The following is a 26,589-nucleotide window of genomic DNA, read 5'->3' as shown; positions in this document are numbered from 1 at the left end:
TGTCGTGCCGGTCGTCGAGCCGGTCTCGTGCCCTTCGCCGTGACGGTCGTCGAGCCGTTCGTCGTGCCGGTTGTCGTGCCGTTCGCCGTGCCGGACGCGGTGTCGGATGCCGGGTCGGACCGCCCGTGGGGTCAGGCGGCCGCGGACTTGGCCACCACCGCGCCGTCCGTCCCCTTCTCTTGCCCGGCTCCCACCGCGGTCTCCCCCGGAACGTCCGGCTCCGTCTCCGCCAGGTCGTGCCCGCGGGTCTCCCGCGCGCAGAGCACGGCCAGCACGGTGATCACGGCGGCGATCGCGACGTACACCGAGATGGGTGTGGAGCTGCCGTGGTCCTTGAGCAGCGCGGTGGCGATCAGCGGGGCGGGGGCGCCCGCCGCGACCGAGGCGAACTGGGCGCCGATCGAGGCGCCGGAGTAGCGCATCCGGGTGGCGAACAGCTCGGAGAAGAAGGCGGCCTGGGGTGCGTACATCGCGCTGTGGAAGACCAGTCCGACGGTGACCGCCAGCAGCAGCGAGCCGAAGGACTTCGTGTCCACGAGCCCGAAGAAGACGAACGCCCAGACGCCGACGCCCACCGCGCCGACCAGGTAGACCGGTTTGCGGCCGACCCGGTCGGAGAGCGCCCCGAAGAGCGGGATCAGTGCGAACTGGACGGCCGAGGCGATGAGTACGGCGTTGAGTGCCGTCTGCTTCGACAGGTGCACGTGGGTGACGGCGTAGGCCAGGACGAACGTGGTCATCACGTAGTACGAGATGTTCTCCGCCATCCGGGCGCCCATCGCCACCAGCACCTCCCGCCAGTGGTGCCGCAGCACCGCCACCAGCGGCGGCTGTTCGGCCTTCCCCTGCGCCTCGCGCGCCTCCGCCCGGGCCAGCGCCTGCTTGAACAGCGGAGACTCGTCCACCGCGAGCCGGATCCACAGCCCGACCCCCACCAGCACCGCCGACAGCAGGAAGGGCACCCGCCAGCCCCAGGCCAGGAAGGTCTCCTCCGACTGCACGGTGGTCAGCAGCGACAGCACCCCGGCCGCCAGCAGGTTCCCGGCCGGTGCCCCGCCCTGCGGCCAGGACGCCCAGAACCCGCGCCGCCGGGCGTCCCCGTGCTCCGAGACCAGCAGCACCGCACCGCCCCACTCGCCGCCGAGCGCGAACCCCTGCACCAGCCGCAGCACGGTGAGCAGGACCGGCGCCATGGCGCCGATCGACGTGTACGTCGGCAGGCACCCGATCAGCGTGGTCGAGCCGCCCATCAGCAGCAGGCTCACCACCAGCAGCTTCTTCCGCCCGATCCGGTCCCCGAAGTGCCCGAACACCAGGGCCCCGAGCGGCCGTGCCGCGAACCCGATGGCGTACGTGAGGAAGGAGAGCAGCGTCCCGGTCAGCGGATCGCTCGACGGGAAGAACAGCTTCCCGAACACGAGCGCGGCCGCCGTACCGTACAAAAAGTAGTCATACCACTCGATGGTGGTACCTATCAGACTCGCGGCCACGACTCTGGGCAGCGAGCGGTTTGGTGCCTGATCGGAGACAGCGGCTGTCATGGTCACCACTTCCGGGCCGGGGGAGATCGTCGCCACACGGTAGGAAGCGCCAACCCTCGGGGCTATGTGGATGACCCACACATCCCCGGGAGTGGCTGTGGTCCTGGGAGCCGTGCGTACGACGCGGATGGTCGGTCAGTGCGCGGTCCAGCCGCCGTCGATCGGGAGGCTGGCGCCGGTGATGTAGGAGGCGTGCGGGGAGCAGAGCCAGAGGGCGAGCCCGGCGACCTCGTCGGGCTCGATGAGGCGCTTCACGGCGGTGCGGTCGAGCATGATCCGCTCCACCACCTCGTCCTCGCGGATGCCGTGGGCGAGGGCCTGGGCCGCGATCTGGCGCTCCACCAGGGGGGTGCGGACGTAGCCGGGGTTGACGCAGTTGCTGGTGACGCCGTACGGCGCGCCCTCCAGGGCCACCGTCTTGCTCAGCCCCTCCAGCGCGTGCTTGGCGGTCACGTAGGCCGACTTGAAGGCGCTGGCCCGCAGGCCGTGGACGGAGGAGATGTTGACGACCCGGCCCCACTCCCGCGCGTACATGTGCGGGAGGGTCCGGCGCAGGATGCGGAACGGGGCCTCGACCATCACCCGCTGGATCAGGGTGAACCGGTCGACCGGGAACTCGTGGACCGGTGCGACGTGTTGGAGGCCGGCGTTGTTGACGACGATGTCGGCGTCGGCGGGGAGCGCCTCCACCGCCTCCGGATCGGAGAGGTCGGCGACGTGCGCGACGCCCCCGATCCGCTCGGCGAGCCGGCGGGCCGGATCGGCGGCGAGGTCGACGACGTAGACCCGGGCGCCGGCCGCGGCGAAGGCCTCGGCGCAGGCCCGGCCGATGCCCGAGGCGGCCCCGGTGACCAGGGCGGTGCGGCCGTCGAGCGGGCGGGCTGAAGTGGTGTCCATGGCCGAGAACGGTAGGAATCCGGCGTCCGCAGTCCTATGTGGTGGCACGCCACAGCACCCCGGCGGACTGTGGTGATCACCGCCACGAGGGCCGATCGGCGGCTGAGGCCGTGAAAGCCAAACCCATCCTGAGGCGTCTTCCCCACAATGGGCGCGGATGCTTCACCCGTTCGGAGGATTGCTCGGTCAGAACCGCCCATAGCGCCCGAATGCTCGCTACATTCACGCCGATTCCCGACAGGGGGCGTCGCCACAGGCAGCCGAACCGCTGGTGGAGCCGGTGCGGCGTCCGAGAGGTGTTGACTGACTATGCCCCAAAGGCCTGCAACCGACAGCCCGGCGTACGGACCGCTCGACCCGCTCGACCAGCACCGAGGTCCGGTCGGCCGGGCCCTTCCGGACGCCCCCGAAGCCCCGACCGCCGACGAGCTGCGGCTCCCCGCGCAGGCCGCGCCCGAACGGCACCCGACCGCCCTCGCCACCGCGGAGGAGCCGGCCCGGCCGGCCCGGAGCGGACCCGCGGGCGGCCAGGCGGCCAACCAGTCGGCCAACCAGGCGGGCGGCCAGACGGGCGGCCACTCCGGGTCGGCCACGCAGAACCTCCAGCTGGCCGCGCTGATCGAGGAGGCCGGCTTCTCGCACGCCGGCCTGGCCCGCCGGGTCGACCAGCTCGGCCTGGAGCACGGTCTGGACCTGCGCTACGACAAGACCTCGGTCACCCGCTGGCTCCGCGGCCAGCAGCCGCGGGGCGCCACTCCCGCGCTGATCGCCGAGGTGTTCACCCGCCGGCTCGGCCGCCGCCTCACCGCCCAGGACCTCGGCCTGGACGCCTGCGCCCCGGTCTACGCGGGCCTGGAGTTCGCCGAGACGCCGCAGGAGGCGGTGGACATCGTGGCGAGCATGTGGCGCAAGGACAACGGACCGCAGTCCGAGCTGCGCCGGATCGCCTTCACCCCGGCCGGACTGGTCGTGCCCAGCCGGGACTGGCTGATCGGCCGGACCGACGAGCGGGTCGCCCGGGACGGCTCCACCCTGGCCCGGCCCGATCCGGGCAGCGGGGCGCCGCCCGCCGGACCACCCGGTCAGGCCGCGTCCGCCGCGCCCCCGGCCCGCGGATCCGCCCCCGGGGCGTCCGGTGCGCCGGGAACGGCCCCCGGCCGGGTCGCCGCCCAGGCCGGGGCGCCCGCCGGGGCGGGGCCGGCCACCGGGGCGACCGCGGGGCCGGCCTCCGGCGCGGCGGCCGGTACGACCGCGCTCGGCCGGGTCCCGACCCAGAGCCGTCGCCCGCCCATCGCCGTCGAGCCGCCCTACCACGACCCGGCCCGTGAGCCCCGCCCGGCGCTGCGGGTCGGCCGGGGCGACATCGCCGCCATCCGCGCCGTCGGAGACCTCTTCCGCGCGCTGGACCACGCCTACGGCGGCGGCCACGCCCGCCAGGCGCTGGTCCGCTACCTGGAGAGCGAGGCCGAGCCCATGCTGCGCGGCCGCTACGGCGAGCAGATCGGCCGCGCCCTGTTCGGCGCCGTCGCGGACCTCACCCGGCTGGCCGGCTGGACGTCCTTCGACATCGCCGCGCACGGCCTCGCCCAGCGCTACTTCGTCCAGGCCCTGCGGCTCTCCCAGGCCGCCGGGGACCGCGCGCTCGGCGGGTACGTCCTGGTGACGATGAGCCAGCAGGCCGTGCACCTCGGCCACGGCCGGGAGGCCGTCCAGTTGGCCCGGGTCGCCCAGCAGGGCGTGGGCGGGGCCGTGCCGCCCACCGTGCAGGCGCTGCTGCACGCCGCCGAGGCGCGCGGGCACGGCCTGCTCGGCGACGTCCGCTCCTGCACCACGGCGCTCGTGCGCGCCGAGCGGTCGCTGGCCGCGGCCCGGTCCGGCGACGAACTGCCCTCCTGGGCCAGGTTCTTCGACGAGGCGCAGCTCTCCGACGAGTTCGCGCACTGCTACCGGGACCTCCAGCAGTGGCGGACGGCCGCCCAGCACGCCGAGAAGTCGCTGCGGCTGCGCTCGCCCGCGTACGCCCGGAGCCGGATCTTCTGCCGGCTCGTGCTGGCCACCGCCCGGCTCGGGATGGGCGACCTCGACGAGGCCTGCGGCATGGCCACCGACGCGCTGCGGGCGGCGGGGGAGATGCGCTCGGCCCGCTCGCTGGAGTACGTGCGGGACTTCCACCGCCGGCTCACCCCGTACCGCGGCAGCCCGGTGGCCCGGGCGTTCGAGGAGACCGTCCGCCAGGCGGGGGTGATCTGACCACCCGCGTCCTACTTCCGTACCTCCGGCCTCCGTACGCCCGATCTCCGTACCTCCGACCTCCGTACGTCCGATCTCCCCCGTGCGATCGCCGCGCGTCCGGCCGACGTACGTCCGGCCGACGTGCAGCGGAGCGCTCACCAGCTCTCGGCGTTCACCCGCGGCCGGTCGCCCCCGACGGCGGCCGGCGGGCGGACACGCCCGCGCAGCCGCTGGGCGACGAGCGGGAAGAACAGCACCGAGAGCATCCCGGCGCCGACCAGCGCGGCCGCCGTGGAGGACGGCAGGCGTCCGGCGTCCACCTCGATCGTGGTGATCACCACGACCAGGGGCAGCGCCGTCGCGCCGTACAGCCCGAGCGCCACCCGGTCGCGCCGCCCGAGCCCGATCGGGGCGAGCAGTGCCGCGGGCAGTCCGCGCACGGCCAGCAGCAGGGCCAGGAAGAGCGGGACGAGCAGCAGCGTGCCCGGGTCGTCCAGCAGCGACTCCAGGTCGAAGTTCATCCCGCTCACGACGAAGAACACCGGGACGAGGAAGCCGAAGCCGATGCCCTCCAGCTTGGCCGCGATCACCTCCTCCTCGGCCTCCGGCATGTCGGAGAGCAGCAGCCGGGAGACGATGCCGGCGGTGAACGCGCCGAGCAGCATGTCGAGGTCGAGCCAGAGCGCGGCCGCCACCATGGTCGCGAGCACCAGGATCACGATGCGGACGGCGAACTGGCCGGACGTGCGCAGGGTGTGCCGGATCAGCCGGCTCATCCAGACCGGCCGGGCGCGCCGGGCGTAGCCGATCGCGACCGCGGTGATCACGGCGAACGCGGCCAGGATGACGGCGGTCCGGGCCGGGGTGTTGCCGCTGAGCAGCACCGCGATGGCGATGATCGGCCCGAACTCGCCGACCGCGCCGGTCGCCATCACCAGCGAGCCGAACGGGGTGGGCAGTTCCCCGGAGTCGCGCAGGATCGGCAGGATGGTGCCGAGCGCCGTGGTGGTCAGCGCCAGTCCGGCGAAGGCGCCGTTCAGCGGGTCCCGGTTGACCAGGGCCCCGACGCCGAGCGCCACCACCAGGGCGACCAGCCACGCGACGCCCGCCTGCCTGAGCGGGCCGCCGCGGAGCTTGGCGAAGTCGATCTCGTACCCGGCCAGGAACATCAGCATGGCCAGGCCGAACCGGGAGAGCGCGTCGACGAGGTCGTCGACGTGCACCCAGGCCAGGACGTCCGGTCCGATCAGCACGCCGAGCACGATCTCGAACACCACGGTGGGGACGGCGACCCAGCGCAGCAGCCGGTCGGCGAGCAGCGGGGCCGCCACGGCGGCGGCCGGGACCAGGATCAGCGCGATCGGCTGGACCTCCAGCCCGGTGCTCACCGGGTGACCGACCGGGGGGAGGAAACCATCCGATTAGCGATCATATCGGCATACTGGCACGCGGGCGGGCCCCGCCCCGGCAGCCCGCCCGCGTGCCGCGTACGACAGCGCGGGCCTTCCGCCGGCAGTCGGCCGGTCAGTCGGTCAGCCGACTGGCCGCCCGGCCGACCGGCTCGCCCGCCCGCGTGCCCGCCGCCGGAACCGGCGGCAGCGCTGCGTCAGGCCGCGGCCTCCGCCTCCCGCACGGTGCCGGGCACCCCGAGGTCGCGCACCACGGCCTCGGCGGCCCGCCGGCCGGAGACCAGCGCGCCCTGCACGCTGCTGGTGTCCCGGTGGTCGCCGCAGACGTAGAGCCCGGCCAGCAGCCGGACCGGCCGCCGGGTGTTGTGCGGTGGCGGCATGGCCGGCACCGCGTCCGGGAGGTGGCGCACGCTCAGGAAGTGCCAGCCCGTGGACGGTGTCCCGTACAGCTCCGCCAGCCGCGCGCGCACCGCGGGTTCCAGCGCGGCCGGCCCGCCGGCGTCGAAGGTGCGGCGGCCGAGCACGGTGGTGGCGATCAGCGCCTGGCCGGGCGGCGCGTACGAGGGGTGCAGCTCGCTGAGCACCAGCGAGTGCGAGACCAGCGACGGCTGACCGCCCGGACGGTCGCCGTCCAGGAGGAGGACGGCCTCCCCGAGCGGGCTCCGGTCGGCCGCGTGGTAGTAGGTGGTGACGGGGTGGAAGCCCGGCAGGCGCAGGCCCGGCAACAGGCCGGTGGCGGACCGGGGGTCGGTGGCGACGACCACGGCCTGCGCACCGATCCGCCCGTGGCCGGCGGTCTCCACGCCGTCGGCCGCTATCGAGGTGACCCGCACGCCGGTGCGCACGGTGCCGGCGGGGAGGGCGGCGGCCAGTTGGGCCGGCACGGCCGCGATCCCGCCGGCGGGCAGACAGAGTCGGCCGCGCGCGTAGCAGCGGAGCACCAGGTCGGCGACCCGGCTGCTGGTGCCGAGCGCCGGATCGCTGAGCAGGGCGCCGAGCAGTGGCCGCAACAGGCCGTCGACGGTCCGCGGGGCGAGCCCGCGGTCGGCGAGCGCCCGGGCGGCGGTGGTCTCCGGCCTGGCCTTCAGGCGGGCGGCAGGGGTCGCGGCGAGCCGGTTGAGCCAGCTGCCGAGCCTCGCCTTGTCCAGCGGGCTGCCGAGCGGTGCCCGGACGGCAGCCTGCCGGGCGGCGGTCAGCTGGGGGTCCCCGACCCGGTACCGGCGCCCGCCGCTGTGCACGAGTACGCCGGGCGCGAGCGGGCGCAGTTCGAGGCGGTCGAGGTCGAGCACGCGGCGCGGTTCGGGGAACGCGGTGTTCAGCAGATGGCTTCCGTGGTCGAGCCGGAAGCCGTCCAGCTCCTGGGTGGCCGCTCGGCCGCCGATCCGGTCCGAGGCCTCCAGGACCTGGACGGTCAGGCCGTGGCCGGTGAGGACGCGGGCGGCGGCCAGGCCCGCGAGTCCGGCTCCGACCACAACGACGTCCGGATCGGACTGCCGACGGGTGCGGCGAATGAAGTCATACGTGGGCACGGGTGGCTCCCTCCCTGGTCCCGGGGTTTCGGGCCGGCGCAGGCAGCGGGGTGCTGGGACACGGTCCGACGATGTGATGCCCAGTCAGTGTGAGCGTCAGACAGGCACATCGGGCCGGATCCGGGGCCGGGAAGAGGAGCGACAGCATCCGGTGGGGGCTCGGTCACGGACTGTGATTCGATCCGGGCGGGATTCCGGTCCGGCGGGCGCACACGGTCACCGGGGGCGTGCGACGCGCCCGCCGCATGCTCCCGTGCGCCCCCTCCCGGAGCCCCGCCCGTACTCCGCCGGGCATATGCCCCTGGCCAGGGCGGATGTCGTACCGCGCCTACGCGGCGGCGGCGGGAGCGACCGCGCGCCCCCGCCGCCGGGCCACCGCCTGCCGTCCCGCCCGCCACCCCGCCCGCCACCCCGTCCGCCGGGCCGCCCGTCCGCCGGGTCGCCCGTCCGGCCGGGCCCCGCGGCCCGAGGGTCCGCCGGGTGCCGCCCGCCCGGGCCCGACCGCCGGGCAGCAGGCCCCCACCCCGCCGTCCGGTCAGAGCGCCGCCCGCACCGCCGAGTCCACGTCCGGGTGCCGGAACCGGAAGCCCGCCTCCAGCAGCCGCCGCGGCACCACCCGGTGGCTGCCGACCACCTCGATCGCCAGCTCGCCCAGCACCGCGCCCAGGACGGCCTCCGGCACCGGGAACGGCGTCGGCCGGTGCAGCTCCCGCCCGAGCGCGGCCGTCAGCTCGGCGTTGGTCACCGGCTCCGGCGCGGTCAGGTTGAACGGGCCGCTCAGGTCGTTCCGGTCGATCAGGAACCGCAGTGCCGCGACCTCGTCGGCCAGCGAGATGAAGCTCCAGTACTGGCGGCCGTCGCCGAGCCGCCCGCCGAGGCCCAGCCGGAAGAGCGGGAAGAGTCGCCCGCCCGCGCCGCCGGCCGCCGAGAGCACCAGCCCGGTCCGCGGGTGCACCACCCGGACCCCGGCCCGCTCGGCCGCGCCGGCGGCGGCCTCCCACTCGACGCAGACCTCCGCCAGGAAGTCGTCCCCGGCCGGCGACTCCTCGTCGATCACCCGGTCCCCGGTCTGCCCGTAGTAGCCGACCGCCGAGGCACTGACGAAGACCCGCGGCGGCTCGGCCAGTCCGGCCACGGCGTTGGCGAGCGTCTCGGTGCCGAGCACCCGGCTCTCCCGGATCTCCCGCTTGTAGGCGTCGGTCCAGCGGCGGTCGCCGACCCCGGCGCCGGCCAGGTGCACGACGGCCTCGACCCCGGCCAGCCCGGCCCGGTCGATCTGGCCCAGCAGCGGGTTCCAGCCGATGGCGGTGGTGCCGTCCGGCCGCGGACCGGTTTTCGACCGGTGCCGGACCAGCCGCACCACCTCGTGACCGTCCGCCAGCAGTGAGCCGACGAGTGCCGAGCCGATCAGTCCCGTGGATCCTGTGACCGCGATTCTCATGCGGCCATCCTCGCAGTCGGGACCCCGTCGGCCGGGACCCTGCCGCCCGGAGCGCCGCCGACCGGGGGCACGGACCGGCGCCGGGGGATCGTCGCGTCGGGAGCCGCGGCGCCGCCGCCGTGGCACTCCGGCCGTCCCGCTCCGGCCGTTAATTCCGTGTACGCCCGGGGAGGTCCTGATTAGCATGACGCGCATGCGCGAAGCCGACGATCTGATCATCCGTCCCGCCCACTCCGAGGACGAGAAGGAACTCTCCGCCCTCAACCGCGCGGCCTGGACCTGGCTGGCCGACGTCGCCCCGCAGCCCGCCGAGGACGCGGGCGTGTTCGACGAGCGCCACGCCCCGGACCAGTTCCTGCTCGCCCTGCTCGGCGACCGGATCGTCGGCTACGTCCGCGTCGTCCCGCCCACGCCGCTGGTCAGCAACCAGCACGTCCGCCAGATCCAGGGTCTGGCGGTCGACGCCGCGGCCCGGGGCCGGGGGATCGGTGTCGCACTGGTCGAGGCCGCCTGCGAGGCCGCCCGCGCGCAGGGCGCCCGCCGGATCACCCTGCGCGTGCTCGGCCACAACACCCCGGCCCGGAGCCTCTACGAGCGCTGCGGCTTCGCCGTCGAGGGCGTGCTGGCCGAGGAGTTCCTGATCGACGGCCGGTACGTCGACGACGTCTTCATGGCCCGCACCCTGACGGCCTGACCCCCCTCCAGCGGCCCCTCCACCAGCCCGGGCGCAGGCCCGGGCCCAGCCCCACCCCGGTCCGTGCCGCCGGTCCCGCACCCGCCGGGGACCGGCCCGGCACCCCCGGCCCGCACCTCGCTCCCCCGCCCCGCACCTCGCTCCCCGCCCCCACCAGCCACGTTGCCGACGAGTCGTCAGATCCGGACACGGGTGGTGCAGAGTCGTGACAGACCCAGCCTGTCTGGACCGTCACCCGGACGGGTACCGTACGGCCGTGAGCAACTCGACGCCTCCGGGGTGGTACCCGGTACCGGGTGCGGACGGCACGGCCGGTCATGAGCGCTGGTGGGACGGCAACGCCTGGACGAGCGAGGTGCGTCCCGTCCAGGCGGGCGGCGGCCAGATCGCCGACGCCCCGACACAGGTCTCCTGGCAGAACCCGCCGCAGGCCTCCGCGCCGCCCTCCTACGGCTACGGCGCCCAGCAGCAGGGGCAGCCCGGGTACGGCTACCCGACGCAGAACCCGCCCTCCTACGGCTACCCGCCGGCCGCCTATCCGCCCCAGCAGCAGCCGAACCGGATGAAGACCGGCACGGCCGTCGGCATCGTGGTCGGGGTGCTGGCCGTGGTCGGCGTGGTGGCCGCCATCGCGCTCAACAGCGGCGGCGGCACGCCGACGGCCGGCCCGACCACTCCGGCGACCGTCACCGTCACGGACACCCCGAGCCCCACGGCCACCCCGACGCCGACGCCGACGCCGACCCCGACCCCGACCCGGGGGACCACCCCCACGACGACCGCGCGCCCCGCGCCGGCGGTCAAGGACACCGTGGCCGACCCCCAGCACGCCATCACCGTGCCGGTCTTCGACGGCTGGGACGCGACGACCGACGGCGAGCACTCGACGGTCTTCCTCGGCAGCGGCCGGTACACCTGCCCCGGCGGCGGCTCCTGCATCCGCGGCCAGTTCTCGGTGGAGAAGGACACCATCTCGGGCACCACGGCCCGGGCGGCCGCCGAGGCCGCGATGCCCACCTACGCCGCGGCGATCTTCAGCAACATCGCCTCGCACACCGACGCCGGCTCGTCCAGCACCACGGTCGCGGGCATCTCCGGCTACGCGGTGCGCTGGCACATCGTCACCGCGGACGGGAGCAAGGGCTACATCCTGATGGTGGCGGTGCCGGCCAAGGGCGGCGGCTACGTGGCCTTCGAGGGCGGGGTGGACGACGCCGCGGGCGCACCCGACCCGACCGTGCTGGACCAGATCCTCAGGGGCATCAAGCAGGACACCAGCGCGGCGGGCGGCTCCAACACCTGACCGCCCGCCGCGGTGCTCTCAGTCCCCGTACCGCTCCCAGAGCTTGGGGAACCGTTTCGCCATGACGTCCGGGTCGTCGAAGTCCAGGGCGGCTCCGGACGGCCGCGCGGGCTGCCGCTCGCCCACCTCGGGCAGCGGCAGTCCGGTCAGCTGCTCGTACGCCTCGTCGGCGGCGTAGCCGAGGTCCTCGGCCTCGCCGTCCTCCTCCTCGTCGAAGTCGGGCAGCAGGTCCGCCAGGTCGTCCGGCTCGTGCAGCCCGCCCTCGAAGACGTCCCGGCCCTGGCCGATCAGCCAGCAGCGGAAGTAGTCGAAGGTGTCCTCGGAGGCGCCGTCGAGCAACAGGTACGCCGCGCCCCACAGGTCGTGGCGGTAGGCGCGCTGGAACCGGGACTCGAAGAGCCGCGCGAAGTCGATGACATCGGGCGGGGCCAGCTGGGCGAGCCGTTCCACCAGGCGCTCGGCCTGCTCGTCCGGGTCGCCGTCGGCGGCTTCCCGGGTCTCGTCGATGATCTGCCAGAAGTCGGTCTCGTCCATCACCGCTCCAGCATCCCTGTTCCCCAGCACGAGCGCATGCGATGACCGGGCGAATCACCCCGGAACCGCAGGAAAAACCCGGAATCGCAGGAAAATCCGGCACCGCGCGGCGCCTCCGCACCCGCGGGAGCCCCGCGAAGCGAGCACGCGGCGGACCCGGAGCAGCCCGGAACAGCTCGGAGCAGACCCGACCAGCACCGGGCACCTCGCCGCACCCAGGAGAACGCGGAACCCCGCGCCGTCCGTGGACGACGCGGGGTTCCGGTACCTCTGCGGACCCTTACAGGCCGAGCTCGACCTCGAACTCGCCGGCCTCCAGGATCTCCTTGACGGCCACCAGGTAGCGGGCGGCGTCGGCGCCGTCCACCAGGCGGTGGTCGTAGGAGAGCGACAGGTAGGTCATGTCACGGATGCCGATGGCGGTGCCGCCGTCGGCCTCGATGACGACCGGGCGCTTGACGGTCGCGCCGATGCCCAGGATGCCGACCTGGTTCGGCGGGACGATCACGGTGTCGAACAGCGCACCGCGCGAGCCGGTGTTGCTGATGGTGAAGGTGGCGCCGGACAGCTCGTCCGGGGTGATCTTGTTGCCGCGCACCTTGCTGGCCAGCTCCGCGGTCTTCTTGGAGATGCCGGCGATGTTGAGGTCGCCCGCACCCTTGATGACCGGGGTCATCAGACCCTTCTCGGAGTCCACCGCGATACCGATGTTCTCGGTGTCGAAGTAGGTGATGGTGCCCTCGGCCTCGTTGATCCGGGCGTTGACGACCGGGTTGGTCTTCAGCGCCTGGGCCGCGGCCTTGACGAAGAACGGCATCGGGGACAGCTTGACGCCCTCGCGGGCGAGGAAGCCGTCCTTGGCCTTGTTCCGCAGCGACATGATCTTGGTGACGTCCACCTCGACCACGCTGGTCAGCTGGGCCTGCTCGTGCAGGGCCTTCAGCATGTTGTCGCCGATGACCTTGCGCATGCGGGTCATCTTGACCGTCTGGCCGCGCAGCGGGGACGGGGCGGCGGCGGCCTTCGGCGCGGCGGCCGGGGCGGCAGCGGCGACGGGGGCCGGCGCGGCCTTGGCGGCCTCGGCGGCGGCCAGGACGTCCTGCTTGCGGATGCGGCCGCCGACACCGGTACCGGTGACGGAGGCCAGCGCGACGCCCTGCTCGGCGGCGAGCTTGCGGACCAGCGGGGTGACGTAGGCGTCACCGGCGTCGGCCACCGGGGCGGCCGGCGCGGCCGGAGCGGGGGCGGCGACGGGCGCGGCCGGGGCGACCGGAGCCGGGGCGGCCACCGGGGCGGCCGGGGCCGGAGCGGCCACCGGAGCCGGGGCGGGCGCGGCCGGGGCGACCGGAGCCGGGGCGGCGGCCGGGGCGGCCGGAGCGGGGGCGGCGACCGGAGCCGGAGCAGCCGGGGCGGCGACCGGGGCCGGAGCGGCCACGGCGGCACCGGCGGCACCGATCAGCGCGAGCTGGGCGCCGACCTCGGCCGTCTCGTCCTCGCCGACCAGGATCTTCACCAGGGTGCCGGCGACCGGCGACGGGATCTCGGTGTCGACCTTGTCGGTGGAGACCTCGAGCAGCGGCTCGTCGACCTCGACCGTGTCACCCTCGGCCTTCAGCCAGCGGGTGACGGTGCCCTCGGAGACCGACTCGCCCAGCGCGGGGAGCAGCACCGGGGTGGCGTCGGCGGCCGGAGCGGCGACCGGGGCGGCCGGAGCGGCGACCGGGGCCTCGGCGACGGGGGCGGCCGGAGCAGCCGGAGCGGCCTCGGCGACCGGAGCCGGAGCGGCGACCGGGGCGCCGGAGCCGTCGTCGATGATCGCCAGCTCGGCGCCCACCTCGACAGTCTCGTCCTCGCCGACCTTGATCGAGGCCAGGATGCCGGAGGCCGGGGCCGGGATCTCGGTGTCGACCTTGTCGGTCGAGACCTCGAGCAGCGGCTCGTCGACCTCCACGCGCTCACCCTCGGCCTTCAGCCAACGGGTGACGGTGCCCTCGGAAACGCTCTCGCCCAGCGCGGGCAGTGTTACTGAGACCGCCATGGTTTCAGCGACTCCTATCAAGTCTTGCGTACTGGAAGTTGGGGGGTGTGGGGCGCGATCAGTCGTGCGCGTGCAGCGGCTTGCCGGCCAGCGCCAGGTGCGCCTCGCCCAGAGCCTCGGACTGGGTCGGGTGCGCGTGGATGAGCTGCGCGACCTCCGCCGGCAGAGCCTCCCAGTTGTAGATCAGCTGGGCCTCTCCGACCTGCTCGCCCATCCGGGCGCCGACCATGTGGACGCCGACCACGGCGCCGTCCTTGACCTGGACGAGCTTGATCTCGCCGGCGGTCTTCAGGATCTTGCTCTTGCCGTTGCCGGCCAGGTTGTACTTGAGGGTGACGACCTTCTCCTTGCCGTACAGCTCGACGGCCTTGGCCTCGGAGATGCCGACGGAGGCCACCTCGGGGTTGGAGTAGGTCACGCGCGGGACGCCGTCGTAGTCGATCGGCACCGGCTTGAGGCCGGCCAGGCGCTCGGCGACCAGGATGCCCTCGGCGAAGCCGACGTGGGCCAGCTGCAGGGTCGGGGCGAGGTCGCCGACGGCCGAGATGGTCGGCACGTTGGTGCGCATGTACTCGTCGACGAGGACGTAGCCGCGGTCCATCGCGACGCCGTTCTCCTCGTAGCCGAGGCCGGCCGAGACCGGGCCGCGGCCGATGGCGACCAGCAGCAGGTCGGCGTCGATCTGCTTGCCGTTCTCGGTGGAGACGCGCACACCGGTCTCGGTGTACTCGACGCCGGAGAAGCGGGCCTTCAGCTCGAACTTGATGCCGCGCTTGCGGAAGGCGCGCTCCAGGAGCTTGGAGGAGTTCTCGTCCTCCAGCGGGACCAGGTGCGGCAGGGCCTCGACGATGGTGACCTCGACGCCGAACGACTTCCAGACCGAGGCGAACTCGACGCCGATCACGCCGCCGCCCAGGATGACGGCCGACTTCGGGATGCGGTCGAGCTTGAGGGCGTGGTCGGAGGAGATCACGCGGTTGCCGTCGATCTCCAGGCCCGGGATCGAGCGCGGCACGGAGCCGGTGGCCAGCACGATGTGGCGGCCCTCGACGCGCTGGCCGTTGACGTCCACCGAGGTCTGCGAGGAGAGCTTGCCCTCGCCCTGGATGAAGGTGACCTTGCGGGACGCCACCAGGCCCTGGAGGCCCTTGTACAGGCCGGCGATGACGTCGTCCTTGTACTTGTGGACGCCGTTGATGTCGATGCCCTGGAAGGTGGCCAGCACGCCGAACTCGGCGGCCTCCTTCGTCTCGTCGGCGATCTCGGCCGCGTGCAGCAGCGCCTTGGTCGGGATGCAGCCGCGGTGCAGGCAGGTGCCGCCGAGCTCACCCTTCTCGATCAGGGCGACGCTCAGGCCCAGCTGGGCGGCGCGGAGCGCCGCGGCGTAACCGCCGCTTCCGCCTCCGAGAATGACTACGTCGAAAACGGTGCTGGCGTCGTTCGCCACGTCACGTCCTCCATGCAATGGGGTGTGGATCGCCGGGCCGGTCACGGTCCGGTAGTTCGGAAGCCTTTGTGGGGCGCCCAGTCGTGCCGGAAATACATCTTCGCACTTGTTCGCGGCGGCTGATGTCCGGGTCCGGTCCAGGGGTGTCCCGAAGGGCGGTCGCAGGGGTGGGAACACCCCGGACGGAGGGGCATCACCGCAGCTCAACGCGGGGTTGACAGCGGGCCCGAAGGTGTCGGCGGGGACTCCGGAGCGCCTGGTTCCGCAGTGTGGAACAAAGTTTCGCCCGCAGCGAACAGGGGTGCGGATCCCCTGCCACGCCCCCTACCGGCGGGTAACCCTTCCCGGGAAGCCGGACGGGGTCCGGCGCGCTCGCGCCGGACCCCGTCCCACGGCCGTCCTCCGCCCGAAGGCGGTCCCGGTCGGTCAGGCCTTGCCGCCCGCCGCCTTCTGCTCCGCGAAGCGGACCAGGGTGCGGACCGCGCTCGCGGTGCCGCCCTTGGGGGTGTAGCCGAACGGCGCGCCCTCGTGGAACGCCGGACCGGCGATGTCCAGGTGCGCCCAGTCGATGCCCTCGGCCACGAACTCCTTCAGGAACAGGCCGGCCACCAGGCCGCCGCCCATCCGCTCGCCCATGTTGGCGAGGTCGGCGATGGTCGACTCGGTCATGCCCTTGCGCAGCTCCGCCGGCAGCGGCATCGGCCAGGACTGCTCGCCCACCTCGCCGGAGGCCGCGTGCAGGGCCGAGCGCAGCTCGTCGTCGTTGGCCATCACGCCGAAGGTGCGGTTGCCCAGCGCCAGCATCATCGCGCCGGTCAGGGTCGCCACGTCGACGATGACGTCCGGCTTCTCCTCGCCGGCCCGCACGATCGCGTCGGCCAGCACCAGGCGGCCCTCGGCGTCGGTGTTCAGGACCTCGACGGTCTTGCCGCCGTACATCCGCAGCACGTCACCCGGGCGGGTGGCCGAGCCGGACGGCATGTTCTCGGCGAGGGCCAGCCAGGCGGTGATGTTGACGGCCAGGCCCAGGCGCTTGGCGGAGACCACGGCGGCGAACACCGCGGCGGCGCCGGCCATGTCGCACTTCATGGTCTCGTTGTGGCCGGCCGGCTTGAGCGAGATGCCGCCCGAGTCGTAGGTGATGCCCTTGCCGACGAACGCCAGGCTCGCCTTGGCCTTCGGGTGGGTGTACGCCACCTTCACCAGCCGCGGCGGGTTGACCGAGCCGTTGCCGACGCCCAGCAGGCCGCCGAAGCCGCCCTTGAGCAGCGCCTTCTCGTCCAGCACCTCGACCTTGAGGCCGTGCTCCTTGCCGGCCGCCTGGGCGATCGCGGCGAAGCCCTTCGGGTTGAGGTCGTTCGGCGCGGTGTTGACGAGGTCGCGGGCGCGGTTCATCTCCTCGCCGACGACGAGGGCGCGCTCGACGGCCGCCTTGGCGTCCTTGCTGCCCTTGCGGGTCGAGAGCACGATCAGCTCGCCGACCGGCTCCTTGGCACCGCCGTTGTTCTTGTAGGTGCCGAACGCGTAGGCGCCGAGCAGGCCGCCCAGCGCGACCGCCTCGATCTCCTCGGCCGACTCGGCCGGCAGGGCCAGCGCGGCCTTCTTGCTGCCGGCGAGGGTACGGGCGGCGACACCGGCGGCGCGGCGCAGGGCCTCCAGCTCGTAGGCGCCCTCGGCGGCGTCGCCGAGGCCGACCGCGAGCACGAGCGCGGCCTTCAGGCCGGAGGGGGAGGGCACCTTGACGGCCTCGCCCTCGGCGCCGGTCGCGCCCAGCGTGGTGAGGATCTCGGCCAGCTTGCCCTCGAACGCCTCGCTCACGGCCTCGGCGCCGGGGGCCAGCACAATGCCCTTGGGGCCCTTCGCGACACCGATCACCAGGGCGTCCGCGCGCAGCGAAGCGGCGGAGGAGGTGCTCACAGACAATGCAGTCACGTAATGCGTCCTGTTCTTTCGCGGTCCACGGCCGGTCGGCGCGGGTGCCGCACCGGCGCAGCCCGGAACCGCCGGCCAGGGCCGTCCGGCCGGGCCCGTCGGGCCCGGGGCCCCTGGCTGTGTGCCCCCGCCGCCCCGCGGCGGCCGCACACACCAGAGGCCCCGGCGCCCCAACGCGCGTCGGCCGGGCAGGACCTGCGACGGTGCAGGGCTGCGGTGCTCCCCGCATGGTAGTCCGCATGCTGGGATCACGCGCCGCCCGGTGTACCGCCTTTCGGTGCAGGGGCTTTGGCGCCGTACTCAGCCCGCCAGCGCGATCGTCAGCAGGGTCCCGGTCGCGGCGGTCTCCGCCATCGCGCCGAGCACGTCCCCGGTGATCCCGCCGAACCGTCGCACGCAGCGCCGCAACAGCAGCACGGCGCAGCCCGTGCCGACGACAACGGCAAGCGGCAGCCGCAGGGCTGACCAGCCGTCAGACAGTCCGGCGAGCGCGGTCAGCAACGCCGCGGCGCCGGTCGACAGCACCGCCGCCGCCGGCGTCACCGTGCTCGCCACCATCGCGCCGAGCCCGCCCGGCCGCGCGGCCGGCACCGACCGCAGGCACCCCCAGGCGAGCGCGCACCGCGCGGCCACCGCCGCCGCGAGCACCGTCAGTGCGCCGCGCAGCGGGGAGGCGGAGAACTGCCCGGACAGCGCGGCGACCTGTGCGAGCAGGACCAGCACCAGGGTGAGGACGCCGAACGGTCCGATGTCCGACTGCTTCATGATGCGCAGCGCGTCCTCGGCGGGCTTGCCGCTGCCCAGGCCGTCGGCGACGTCGGCGAGCCCGTCCAGGTGCAGCCCCCGGGTCAGGGCCGCCAGGACCGCGACGGCCGCGACCGCCCCGAGCGGTCCGCCCGCGAGCCACGCCACCAGTGCCCCGGTGCCCGCCGCCGACGCTCCGAGGACGACGCCGACCAGCGGTGCGGCGATCATCGCCCGGCCGCCCGCGGCCCGGTCCCAGCGTTCCACCCGGACCCGCAGCACCGACAGCGTCCCGAACGCGAACCGCAGCCCGTCCGCCCATCCGGCCCGCCCGTCCGGCCCCGGCCCGTCCGCGCCCTGCCCGCCCGTCATCGCCCGTGCCTCCACCGTGACCAGCCTTCCGTACTCCCCGCCGGCCCGCCTCCCGCGCGCCGCGGGGCGCCGGGGGCCGCGCACGGCGAAAGGCCCCCGGGCCGCCGGATCGCCGTCGCGGACGGCCCCCGGCGGCCCGGGGGCCACAAGACGTCTCCTACAGCCGGCCCAGCAGCTCCGCCGCCGACGGCAGCTTCGCCGACTCCTTCGGAGCGGCCGGTACGAACGGCGCCGGCACCTTCTCCGCCAGCGTGTCCGACGCGGCCTGCAGCAGCGGCAGCGCCATCAGCGCGCCCACGCCCTCGCCCATGGTGATGCCCTGCTCCTGCAGCGGCGTCAGCGTCAGCCGGTCGTACGCCTTGGCCTGCGCCGGCTCGCCGCTGGATTGCCCGGCCCGCCACCACTCGGGCGCCCGGAACGCGATCCGCTGCGCGACCAGCGCGCACGCCGACGAGACCACCCCGTCCAGCACCACCGGGAGCTTGCGCACCGCGGCCTGCAGCAGGAACCCGGTGATCGCCGCGAAGTCCGCGCCGCCGGTCGCGCCGAGCAGCGCCAGCTGGTCGCCCAGGACCGGCCTGGCCCGCCGCAGCGAGTCCCGGACGGTCGCGCACTTGACCATCCACACCTTGTCGTCGATGCCCGAGCCGCGCCCGGTGACCGCCGCCGCGTCCGTCCCGCAGAGCGCGCCGACCAGCACCGCCGCCACCGTGGTCGCGCCGACCCCGAGGTCGCCCAGCACCACCAAGTCGGTCCCGGCGTCGGCCTCCTCGTCGGCGACGGCCATCCCGGCCCGGAACGCCTCGGCGGTCTCCTCGGGGCTCAGCGCGTCCTCGACGTCGATCCGGCCGGAGCCGCGCCGCACCCGGTGGGCCGTCACCTCGTCCGGGAAGTCCGCGGCGTCCGCGTCGACCGCGACGTCGACCACCCGCACCTCGGCGCCGAAGCGCCGGGCGAGCAGGGCGACCGGCGCGGTGCCGTCGAGGACGGCCCGGACCCGCGCCGCGGTGCCGCCCTGCGCGGGCAGCCGGGAGACGCCGAGGGCCGCCACCCCGTGGTCGGCGGCGAACAGCACCACCTTGGGCGCGGAGAGCGGCCGTACGGGGGAGCGCCCCTGCACGGACGACAGCCAGGCGCCCAGCTCCTCCAGCCTGCCGAGGCCGTTGCGCGGCCGGTCCAGCTCCTGCCAGCGCTCCTCGGCGGCGCGTCGGGCGCTCTCGTCGGGGCGTTCGACGAGCGAGGAGAACGTATCGAGATCCACGGTCGTGTCCATCGTCCGGAAGGCTACACGCCGTGGGTGTTCAGCCAACGGCGGGCTTGACGGTGAGAACCTGCCCGGCCACGACGAGCAGCACACGCTCGGACGCGTCGGCGACCGCCATGTTCAGCCGGCCCAGGGTGTCGCGGAACCGGCGTCCGGCGGCGGTGGCCGGGACGACGCCCATGCCGACCTCGTTGCTGACGGCCACCACGCGCCGCCCGGTGGCCGCCCACGCCGCGGCCAGCGACTCGCAGCGGGCCTGCACGGCCGCCTCGCCGCCGTCCGCCCACACCAGGTCGTCCCAGGCGCCGCAGTCGTCCATCACCGCGGTGAGCCAGAGCGCCAGGCAGTCGATCAGCACCGGTGCCGGGTCGGAGGCGTCCGCCAGCACCGCCTCCAGCGCGCAGGTCTCGGCGGTGCGCCAGCTCGCCGGCCGCCGGTCCCGGTGCAGGGCGACCCGCTGCGCCCACTCGGAGTCCCCGTCCCGGGTGCCGCTCGTCGCGACGTACAGCACGTCGCCGTACGGGGCGAGCAGCTGCTCGGCCCTGGTCGACTTGCCGGACCGGGCGCCGCCGAGGACGAGCGTGCGGGGCAGGGGGGCGTCGTCAGTCATGCGTCCCATCCTCTCCCACCGCGCATACCGAAGATCCTGCTGGGCAACCTGAGGACTTAGGCTGCGCAGCACAAGCGCGCCATCAGCGATCAGCAGCGACCATCGGCGACCGGCAGCGGTCGCGGGTGGTCGCCAGTGGGAGGAGCCGGGCATGGTCTGGACGTGGCGGTACGAGAAGGCGGACGGCACCGCGGTGGCACCGGGCGACGGCCAGGTGGAGGAGTTCGCCGGCCAGGGGGACGCCGAGACGTGGATCGGGGAGGCCTGGAAGCAGCTGGCCGAGGACGGCGTGGACACCGCCGTGCTGCTGGACGACGGCCGTGAGATCTACTCGATGAGCCTGCACGAGGCGTGAGGCCCCGGGGAGCCGGGGGCACCAGGGGCACCAGGGGCACCGGGGGAGCCGCTCCGGGGGCTACTTCATCCCGATGACGTGGAGCAGCGCGGCGACCTGCCGGTAGGGGTCGGTCCGGCCGGCCCGTTCCTCGGCCTCCAGCAGCTGGGCCAGCTGCCGGCCGTCGACCGGCGGCGCCGCGTCGTCGGGCGTGTTGTCGGTGAAGACCCGGACGCCGTACCAGTGCCGCAGCGGCACGGACACCTCGGAGAGGGTGACGGCGAGGTCGGTGATCCGGTCGGCGCGGGCCGCCAGCCCGAGCCGGTTGTAGTACCGATCGCTCTCGAAGGCGTGCAGGGCGGCCCGCCAGTCGCCGGAGGCGGCGGGCCGCAGGGCCAGCGCGTCGCGGTTGCGGACCAGCAGCGAGAGCAGTCCGCCGGGCGCGAGCAGCCGGGCCAGCGAGGCGATCATCGGATCGGGGTCCGGGAGGTACATCAGGACGCCGTGGCAGAGCACCACGTCGAAGCTGCGCGCGCCGAACCAGCGCCCGCACTGGTGGCCGTCGCCGATGAGCAGCTGGATCCGGTCGCGGACCTCGTCCGGCTCCTCCGCCAGCGCCCCCTGGGCGACGCCGAGCGCGTCCGGGTCGGAGTCGATGCCGGTGACGTAGTGGCCGGCCCGGGCCAGTCGCAGCGCCTGGGTGCCCTGGCCGCAGCCGATGTCGAGCACGCGCTGGGCGCTGCGCCCGGTGAGCTGCTCGGCGAGCTGCCGGGCGACCATCTCCTGCCGGACGAGGTTGCGCAGGGTGCCGAGCCGCTCCAGCCAGTGGCCGGTGCCGGCGGCGAAGGAGCCGCTGCGCGAGGGCAGCCGGCGCTCGTGGCCGGCCCGCTCCTGGGCGATCCGGTCGTGGCCGCCGTCACCCTGCCCGGGGAGCGCGTAGAGGCCGGGCCCGTCCCAGACGGGAGGGGCCCAGCCGGAGTCCACCGGTTCGGCGGTCAGGGCTTCTCCCCGCGCCGCACCTGCGGCTTGGGCAGTCGCAGCCGGCGCATCTGCAGGATGCGCATCAGGCCGTAGGCGACCGCGCCGCGGGTGTTCTGCCCGGCGAACCGCTCGGCGAGCTGCTTGCGCAGGCCGAAGCCGAGCCGGACGAAGTCCAGGATCACCAGGACGAAGAAGAGCAGGAACAGCACGGTGGAGAGCAGCTGGACGGACTGCACCTTGACGATGCTGAGGACCAGGATGAGCACCGCGGCGGGGAGGAAGAACTCGGCCAGCGACCAGCGCGCGTCGACGTAGTCACGGGTGAACTTGCGCACCGGACCCTTGTCGCGGGCCGGGAGGTGGCGCTCGTCGCCCTCCAGCAGCGCGGTGCGCTGCTTCTCGCGCTCGGCGCGCATCCGCTCGCGGGCCTGGCGGGAGGCCTCCTTGCGGTCCTTGGGCACCGTCACGCGGGTACGCCGGTTGGCCTCGGCCTCACTGCGCTTGGGCGTGGGCCGGCCCTTCTTCGCCTGCGGGTCGCGGGGCTGGGTCGTCTCGTCCTGCTTCTCCAGCACGGCGGCGGAGGCAGCGGCATCATCTGAACGGCGTCGGAACACACCACCAGCGTACGGGGTGCGGGGCGGCTTCTTCCGGTGTCCTCGGACCCAAACGCATATCGATCCGGCCGGACAGTACCCCGGTACGGGTTTCCGGGGGGTTTCCCGTAGGGGATCACTCCGCTGACCGGAGGGTGGGACGAGGGCGGGATCCACCCCGCGGAGGAGGCCGCGAGGGGGTCGGCTGTAGCAGGCTTGTTGCAGGCAGGTGCACTGCGGCGACGGGCTCGCTGCACATACACTCGTCGTGTCTGGTAACGAGATAGAGACCGCAGGCCGGAGAAGGGGGCACCCGAGGCCCATGAGCGACGGAATCATGAAGCGTATGGGGCTGATCTTCCGCTCCAAGGCGAACAAGGCCCTGGATCGCGCGGAAGACCCGCGAGAGACGCTCGACTATTCGTACCAGAAGCAGTTGGAGCTGCTGCAGAAGGTGCGACGGGGCGTCGCGGACGTGGCCACCTCGCGCAAGCGTCTGGAGCTCCAGCTGACCCAGCTGCAGCAGCAGTCGGCGAAGTACGAGGACCAGGGCCGCAAGGCGCTCTCGCTCGGCCGGGAGGACCTCGCGCGCGAGGCGCTGACCCGCAAGGCGAACATGCAGTCCCAGATCACCGACCTGGAGACGCAGTACCAGCAGCTGCAGGCCGAGGAGGAGAAGCTCACGCTGGCCTCCCAGCGGCTGCAGGCCAAGGTGGACGCCTTCCGCACCAAGAAGGAGACCATCAAGGCGACCTACACCGCGGCGCAGGCGCAGACCCGGATCGCGGAGTCCTTCTCCGGCATCTCGGAGGAGATGGGCGACGTCGGCCTGGCCATCCAGCGCGCCGAGGACAAGACCGCCCAGATGCAGGCCCGGGCCGGTGCGATCGACGAGCTGCTGGCTTCCGGCGCGCTCGACGACGCCAGCGGTCTCGGCCGCAAGGACGACATCGAGGCCGAGCTGGAGCGGGTGGCCGGCGGCTCGGACGTCGAGCTGGAGCTGGCCCGGATGAAGGCCGAGCTGACCGGTGGCTCCCCGGCCTCCGGCCCGCAGGCGATCGAGCAGGGCCGCCCGCAGGACTCCGCCCCGCAGCAGGACAGCCCGCGCATCAATTACAACAAGTGATCTGAGCTCCACCCCGGAACACCTTCGGGAAACATTCCCCAGGAACAGGGAGACGCACGGCATGATCATGAGGGTCATGGGTGAGGGGCAGTTCCAGGTGGGCGAGACCCATCTGAACCGGCTCAACGAGCTCGACGAGGAGCTCCTCACCGCACTGGAGTCGGGGGACGAGGAACACTTCCGCCGGGCGCTCGGTGAGCTGCTCGGTGCGGTGAAGGAATTCGGCACCGCGCTGCCGGACGACTCCCTGGAGCCGTCCGATCTGATCCTCCCGGATGCCGATGCGACGATCGACGAGGTCCGGCAGCTGCTGCGGGACGAAGGTGACGGCCTGATCCCGGGGATCCCCGGATAGCCGCCGTCTCCGCGCCAGACACGCGGGCGGGCCCCCTCCGTACGGAGGGGGCCCGCCCTTTTGGTCGCGGTCCCGCGGTCCTGCGGTCGAGCCCCGGCCGCGGCCGGGACGCGGCGCTACGGCAGGGCCAGCATCCGGTCCAGCGCGGCCTTGGCGTACTTCTCGGTCTCCGGGTCGACCCTGATCACGTTCGGCACCCGGCCCTCGACCAGCGACTCCAGCGCCCAGACCAGGTGCGGCAGGTCGATCCGGTTCATGGTGGAGCAGAAGCAGACCGCCCGGTCGAGGAAGACGATCTCCTTGTCCGGGTGCGCCTTGGCGAGCCGGCGGACCAGGTTCAGCTCGGTGCCGATGGCCCACTTGGAGCCGGGCTCGGCGGCGTCCAGCGCCTTGATGATGTACTCGGTCGAGCCCACCATGTCGGCGGCCGCGACGACCTCGTGCTTGCACTCGGGGTGCACCAGGACGTTGACGCCGGGGATCCGCGCGCGGACGTCGTTCACCGAGTCCAGGCTGAAGCGGCCGTGCACCGAGCAGTGGCCGCGCCAGAGGATCATCTTCGCCGCGCGCAGCTGCTCGGCGGTGAGGCCGCCGTTCGGCTTGTGCGGGTTGTAGACGACGCAGTCGTCCAGCGAGAAGCCCATGTCGCGCACCGCGGTGTTGCGGCCGAGGTGCTGGTCGGGCAGGAAGAGCACCTTCTGGCCCTGCTCGAAGGCCCACTCCAGGGCCCGCTTGGCGTTCGAGGAGGTGCAGATGGTGCCGCCGTGCCGGCCGGTGAAGGCCTTGATGTCGGCGGAGGAGTTCATGTACGAGACCGGGACGGTGACGTCGGCTATGCCGGCGTCGGTCAGCGCGTCCCAGCACTCGGCGACCTGGTCGGCGGTGGCCATGTCGGCCATCGAACAGCCGGCCGCGAGGTCCGGCAGCACGACCTGCTGGGCGTCGCCGGTGAGGATGTCGGCCGACTCGGCCATGAAGTGCACGCCGCAGAAGACGATGTACTCGGCCTCCGGGCGGGCCGCCGCGTCGCGGGCGAGCTTGAAGGAGTCGCCGGTGACGTCGGCGAACTCGATCACCTCGTCGCGCTGGTAGTGGTGGCCCAGGATGAAGACGCGGTCCCCGAGGGCGGCCTTGGCCGCGCGGGCGCGCTGGACGAGGTCCGGGTCGGAGGCCGGCGGAAGGTCGCCGGGACACTCGACGCCGCGCTCGCTGTTCGGGTCGGCCTCGCGGCCGAGCAGCAGCAGAGCGAGCGGCGTCGGAGTGGGGTCGACGCCGTAGGTCTCGGTGATGGTGGTGGTCACGGGCGGGTGCCCTTCTGTGCGGCCGATCGAGCGGTGAAGCCTTTTCGTCTATCTGACGCAATCTATGATAACCGGTTAGCGTCAGAGTGACGATGGCCATCCTGTCGATGTGACGAGAACCGCTCGCCGGTTCGGCGCGTGGTGGCGCGGCCGGAGGGAAGTTCCGGCGGGCCGGAGGGAAGTTGTGGCGCGGTCCGGCGTGGCCGGGCCGGGATCCGCGCCCGCCCGGGATTGGCTGGGCCCATGAAGGCAATCGCGATCCGCCGCTACGGCGGCCCCGAGGTGGTCGAGTACACCGACCTGCCGGACCCGAAGGTCGGCCCGGACTCGGTACTGGTGCAGGTCAGGGCGGCCGGGGTGAACCCGGTGGACTGGAAGGTGCGGGACGGGCGGCTGGACGGCCTGCTCGACGCGCACTTCCCGATGGTGATGGGCTGGGACGCGGCGGGGGTGGTGCGCGCGGTCGGCGGCGGGGTCACCGAGTTCGCCCCCGGCGACGAGGTCTACGGCTACGTCCGCAAGGACTCGGTCGAGCACGGCACCTACGCCGAACTGGTCTCCGCACCCGTCCGCACGCTGGCCCGCAAGCCGGCCGCGCTGGACTGGGCGCAGGCCGGCGGGCTGCCGCTGGCCGGGCTCACCGCCCTCCAGGCCCTGCGCGCGGTCGGCGTGGGCGCGGGCGACACCGTCCTGGTGCACGCCGCCGCGGGCGGCGTCGGCCACCTCGCCGTCCAGCTCGCGCGGGCCGCCGGGGCCCGGGTGATCGGCACCGCGGGCGAGCGCAACCACGCCTACCTGCGCGGTCTCGGCGCCGAGCCGGTCGCCCACGGCGAGGGGCTGGCGGACCGGGTCCGCGCACTGGCCCCGGACGGCGTGGACGCCGCGCTGGACCTGGTCGGCGGCGACGCCGTCGAGGTCTCCGCCGGGCTGGTCGCGGATCCGGCGCGGATCGCCTCGATCGCCGACTTCGGCGTGAAGGCGCGCGGCGGCCACTACGTCTGGGTCCGTCCGGACGCCGCCGGGCTGGCCGAGCTGGCCGCGCTCGCCGACGCGGGCGGGCTGACGGTGACCGTCGCGTCCACCTTCCCGCTGGCCCAGGCCGCCTCCGCCCAGGCGCTCAGCGCGGAGGGCCGCACCCGGGGCAAGATCGTGCTCCTGGTGGACTGAGGCGCGACCGCGGACCGACCGCAGGCCGTCATCTGCCAGCGGTGGACTCGGTCCTGTCATCCGCCAGAATGGTGCAGAACCGTTTCGGCGGGCCGTCGCCGTCCCGCCCCCCGTCCCCGATGCCGCACGACCCGTGGAGCCCCGCACCGATGAGCAGCAGCCGAGCGCACGAGACGGTCGGGGCCTCCCTGGACGAGACCGACCGCATGCTCCTCGCCCGGCTGGCCGGGGACGGCCGGGCCTCGTACGCCGAGATCGGCCTGCAGGTGAACCTCTCCGCCACCGCCGTCCGCCGCCGGATCGACCGGCTGCGGGCGCGCGGGGTGGTCCGCGGCTTCACCGTGGTGCTCGACCCCTCGGTCCTCGGCTGGCAGACCGAGGCCTTCGTCGAGGTCTACTGCCGCGAGCGGACCGCGCCCGAGGAGATCCTGGCCAGTCTGCGTCAGTTCCCCGAGGTGATCGCCGCCTGGACGGTCACCGGCGACCCGGACGCCCTGGTCCACCTGCGCGCCGCCGACATGCGCCACCTGGAGGCGGTCATCGAGCGGATCCGCCGCGAGCCCGGGGTCCAGCGCAGCCGCTCCTCCGTGGTCCTCTCCCAGCTCATCGGCTGACCTCCGGACGGCCGATTCCGCGCCCGCGCAGGAATCCTGCGCGAGCCCCGCCGAAGACGCCCGAAACCTGCCTGACCGGCCGCGTTCCGACGCGCGGCGGAAGCCCGGCGCTGCCTACGCTGATCACGTCC

The 26,589-nt window shown here is 74.0% G+C and carries 23 protein-coding genes; 8 read left to right on the top strand and 15 right to left on the bottom strand.

The window, feature by feature from the left end:
* Positions 1 to 131 precede the first annotated feature (131 nt).
* Positions 132 to 1,541 carry an MFS transporter gene (locus AC067J_RS01940; RefSeq protein ID WP_478295994.1) on the bottom strand — a complete coding sequence of 470 codons (1,410 nt, stop codon included), beginning with the start codon at positions 1,539 to 1,541 and terminating at the stop codon, positions 132 to 134.
* Positions 1,542 to 1,676: 135 nt separating this feature from the next.
* Positions 1,677 to 2,438, bottom strand: coding sequence for a 3-hydroxybutyrate dehydrogenase (locus AC067J_RS01935; protein WP_478295993.1), 762 nt, complete (start codon positions 2,436 to 2,438; stop codon positions 1,677 to 1,679).
* Positions 2,439 to 2,747: 309 nt separating this feature from the next.
* Between AC067J_RS01935 and AC067J_RS01930 the strand changes: the two genes are divergently transcribed.
* Complete coding sequence (locus AC067J_RS01930) at positions 2,748 to 4,688, top strand: DNA polymerase III subunit gamma/tau domain-containing protein (protein WP_478295992.1); 1,941 nt, start codon at positions 2,748 to 2,750, stop codon at positions 4,686 to 4,688.
* Between the two features lie 137 nt (positions 4,689 to 4,825).
* Here AC067J_RS01930 and AC067J_RS01925 read toward each other — a convergent pair whose 3' ends face one another.
* From AC067J_RS01925 to AC067J_RS01915, 3 genes are all read right to left on the bottom strand, one after another.
* The gene (locus AC067J_RS01925) at positions 4,826 to 6,058 is read right to left on the bottom strand and encodes a cation:proton antiporter (protein WP_478295991.1); all 1,233 of its coding nucleotides are present in this window, start codon (positions 6,056 to 6,058) and stop codon (positions 4,826 to 4,828) included.
* A gap of 218 nt (positions 6,059 to 6,276) precedes the next feature.
* Complete coding sequence (locus AC067J_RS01920; RefSeq protein WP_478295990.1) at positions 6,277 to 7,608, bottom strand: NAD(P)/FAD-dependent oxidoreductase; 1,332 nt, start codon at positions 7,606 to 7,608, stop codon at positions 6,277 to 6,279.
* 535 nt (positions 7,609 to 8,143) lie between these two features.
* Positions 8,144 to 9,049 (bottom strand): TIGR01777 family oxidoreductase, encoded by a 906-nt coding sequence (locus tag AC067J_RS01915; RefSeq protein WP_478295989.1) that lies wholly within the window; start codon positions 9,047 to 9,049, stop codon positions 8,144 to 8,146.
* A gap of 193 nt (positions 9,050 to 9,242) precedes the next feature.
* Here AC067J_RS01915 and AC067J_RS01910 point away from each other — a divergent pair, with 193 nt between their 5' ends.
* Both AC067J_RS01910 and AC067J_RS01905 read left to right on the top strand, forming a co-directional pair.
* Entirely contained in the window at positions 9,243 to 9,743 is a 501-nt protein-coding gene (locus AC067J_RS01910) for an N-acetyltransferase family protein (RefSeq protein WP_478295988.1), read from the top strand.
* 256 nt (positions 9,744 to 9,999) lie between these two features.
* Complete coding sequence (locus tag AC067J_RS01905; RefSeq protein WP_478295987.1) at positions 10,000 to 11,046, top strand: DUF2510 domain-containing protein; 1,047 nt, start codon at positions 10,000 to 10,002, stop codon at positions 11,044 to 11,046.
* Between the two features lie 18 nt (positions 11,047 to 11,064).
* Here AC067J_RS01905 and AC067J_RS01900 read toward each other — a convergent pair whose 3' ends face one another.
* The 7 genes from AC067J_RS01900 to cobU form a co-directional block, all read right to left on the bottom strand.
* Positions 11,065 to 11,580 carry a DUF4240 domain-containing protein gene (locus AC067J_RS01900; RefSeq protein ID WP_478295986.1) on the bottom strand — a complete coding sequence of 172 codons (516 nt, stop codon included), beginning with the start codon at positions 11,578 to 11,580 and terminating at the stop codon, positions 11,065 to 11,067.
* A gap of 280 nt (positions 11,581 to 11,860) precedes the next feature.
* A complete protein-coding gene (gene sucB, locus AC067J_RS01895; RefSeq protein WP_478295985.1) occupies positions 11,861 to 13,618 on the bottom strand; it encodes a 2-oxoglutarate dehydrogenase, E2 component, dihydrolipoamide succinyltransferase in 1,758 nt (585 codons plus the stop codon).
* Between the two features lie 58 nt (positions 13,619 to 13,676).
* Positions 13,677 to 15,083 carry a dihydrolipoyl dehydrogenase gene (gene lpdA, locus AC067J_RS01890; protein WP_478295984.1) on the bottom strand — a complete coding sequence of 469 codons (1,407 nt, stop codon included), beginning with the start codon at positions 15,081 to 15,083 and terminating at the stop codon, positions 13,677 to 13,679.
* A gap of 408 nt (positions 15,084 to 15,491) precedes the next feature.
* Positions 15,492 to 16,997: a leucyl aminopeptidase gene (locus AC067J_RS01885; protein WP_478295983.1), complete on the bottom strand. Its 1,506-nt coding sequence runs from the start codon at positions 16,995 to 16,997 to the stop codon at positions 15,492 to 15,494.
* 300 nt (positions 16,998 to 17,297) lie between these two features.
* Positions 17,298 to 18,113 carry an adenosylcobinamide-GDP ribazoletransferase gene (locus AC067J_RS01880; RefSeq protein WP_478295982.1) on the bottom strand — a complete coding sequence of 272 codons (816 nt, stop codon included), beginning with the start codon at positions 18,111 to 18,113 and terminating at the stop codon, positions 17,298 to 17,300.
* A gap of 157 nt (positions 18,114 to 18,270) precedes the next feature.
* Positions 18,271 to 19,386, bottom strand: a complete 1,116-nt coding sequence (locus tag AC067J_RS01875; RefSeq protein ID WP_478295981.1) for a nicotinate-nucleotide--dimethylbenzimidazole phosphoribosyltransferase — start codon at positions 19,384 to 19,386, stop codon at positions 18,271 to 18,273.
* A 28-nt stretch (positions 19,387 to 19,414) separates the two neighbouring features.
* Entirely contained in the window at positions 19,415 to 19,987 is a 573-nt protein-coding gene (cobU, locus tag AC067J_RS01870; protein WP_478295980.1) for a bifunctional adenosylcobinamide kinase/adenosylcobinamide-phosphate guanylyltransferase, read from the bottom strand.
* 151 nt (positions 19,988 to 20,138) lie between these two features.
* Between cobU and AC067J_RS01865 the strand changes: the two genes are divergently transcribed.
* Positions 20,139 to 20,342, top strand: coding sequence for a hypothetical protein (locus AC067J_RS01865; RefSeq protein WP_327676433.1), 204 nt, complete (start codon positions 20,139 to 20,141; stop codon positions 20,340 to 20,342).
* Between the two features lie 60 nt (positions 20,343 to 20,402).
* Here the strand turns inward: AC067J_RS01865 and AC067J_RS01860 are convergent, their stop codons facing one another.
* On the bottom strand, positions 20,403 to 21,101 hold the full coding sequence (locus AC067J_RS01860; RefSeq protein ID WP_478296358.1) for a class I SAM-dependent methyltransferase: 699 nt from the start codon (positions 21,099 to 21,101) through the stop codon (positions 20,403 to 20,405).
* A gap of 215 nt (positions 21,102 to 21,316) precedes the next feature.
* Positions 21,317 to 21,916 carry a DUF3043 domain-containing protein gene (locus AC067J_RS01855; RefSeq protein ID WP_478295979.1) on the bottom strand — a complete coding sequence of 200 codons (600 nt, stop codon included), beginning with the start codon at positions 21,914 to 21,916 and terminating at the stop codon, positions 21,317 to 21,319.
* Positions 21,917 to 22,217: 301 nt separating this feature from the next.
* On the opposite strand from AC067J_RS01855, the gene AC067J_RS01850 reads away from it, so the two are divergent.
* Together AC067J_RS01850 and pspAA are read left to right on the top strand one after the other, a co-directional pair.
* Positions 22,218 to 23,021: a PspA/IM30 family protein gene (locus AC067J_RS01850; RefSeq protein ID WP_478295978.1), complete on the top strand. Its 804-nt coding sequence runs from the start codon at positions 22,218 to 22,220 to the stop codon at positions 23,019 to 23,021.
* A gap of 61 nt (positions 23,022 to 23,082) precedes the next feature.
* Positions 23,083 to 23,376: a PspA-associated protein PspAA gene (pspAA, locus tag AC067J_RS01845; RefSeq protein ID WP_478295977.1), complete on the top strand. Its 294-nt coding sequence runs from the start codon at positions 23,083 to 23,085 to the stop codon at positions 23,374 to 23,376.
* A gap of 116 nt (positions 23,377 to 23,492) precedes the next feature.
* On the opposite strand, the gene nadA is transcribed toward pspAA, so the two are convergent.
* A complete protein-coding gene (gene nadA / locus AC067J_RS01840) occupies positions 23,493 to 24,677 on the bottom strand; it encodes a quinolinate synthase NadA (RefSeq protein ID WP_478295976.1) in 1,185 nt (394 codons plus the stop codon).
* 243 nt (positions 24,678 to 24,920) lie between these two features.
* Between nadA and AC067J_RS01835 the strand changes: the two genes are divergently transcribed.
* Positions 24,921 to 25,844 (top strand): NADP-dependent oxidoreductase, encoded by a 924-nt coding sequence (locus AC067J_RS01835; protein WP_478295975.1) that lies wholly within the window; start codon positions 24,921 to 24,923, stop codon positions 25,842 to 25,844.
* A gap of 149 nt (positions 25,845 to 25,993) precedes the next feature.
* Positions 25,994 to 26,458 carry an Lrp/AsnC family transcriptional regulator gene (locus AC067J_RS01830; RefSeq protein ID WP_478295974.1) on the top strand — a complete coding sequence of 155 codons (465 nt, stop codon included), beginning with the start codon at positions 25,994 to 25,996 and terminating at the stop codon, positions 26,456 to 26,458.
* The last annotated feature ends 131 nt before the right edge of the window (positions 26,459 to 26,589 follow it).

It is taken from the genome of Kitasatospora sp. NPDC042419 (genome assembly GCF_056437345.1).
This window is presented reverse-complemented; position numbering and strand designations above follow the sequence as displayed.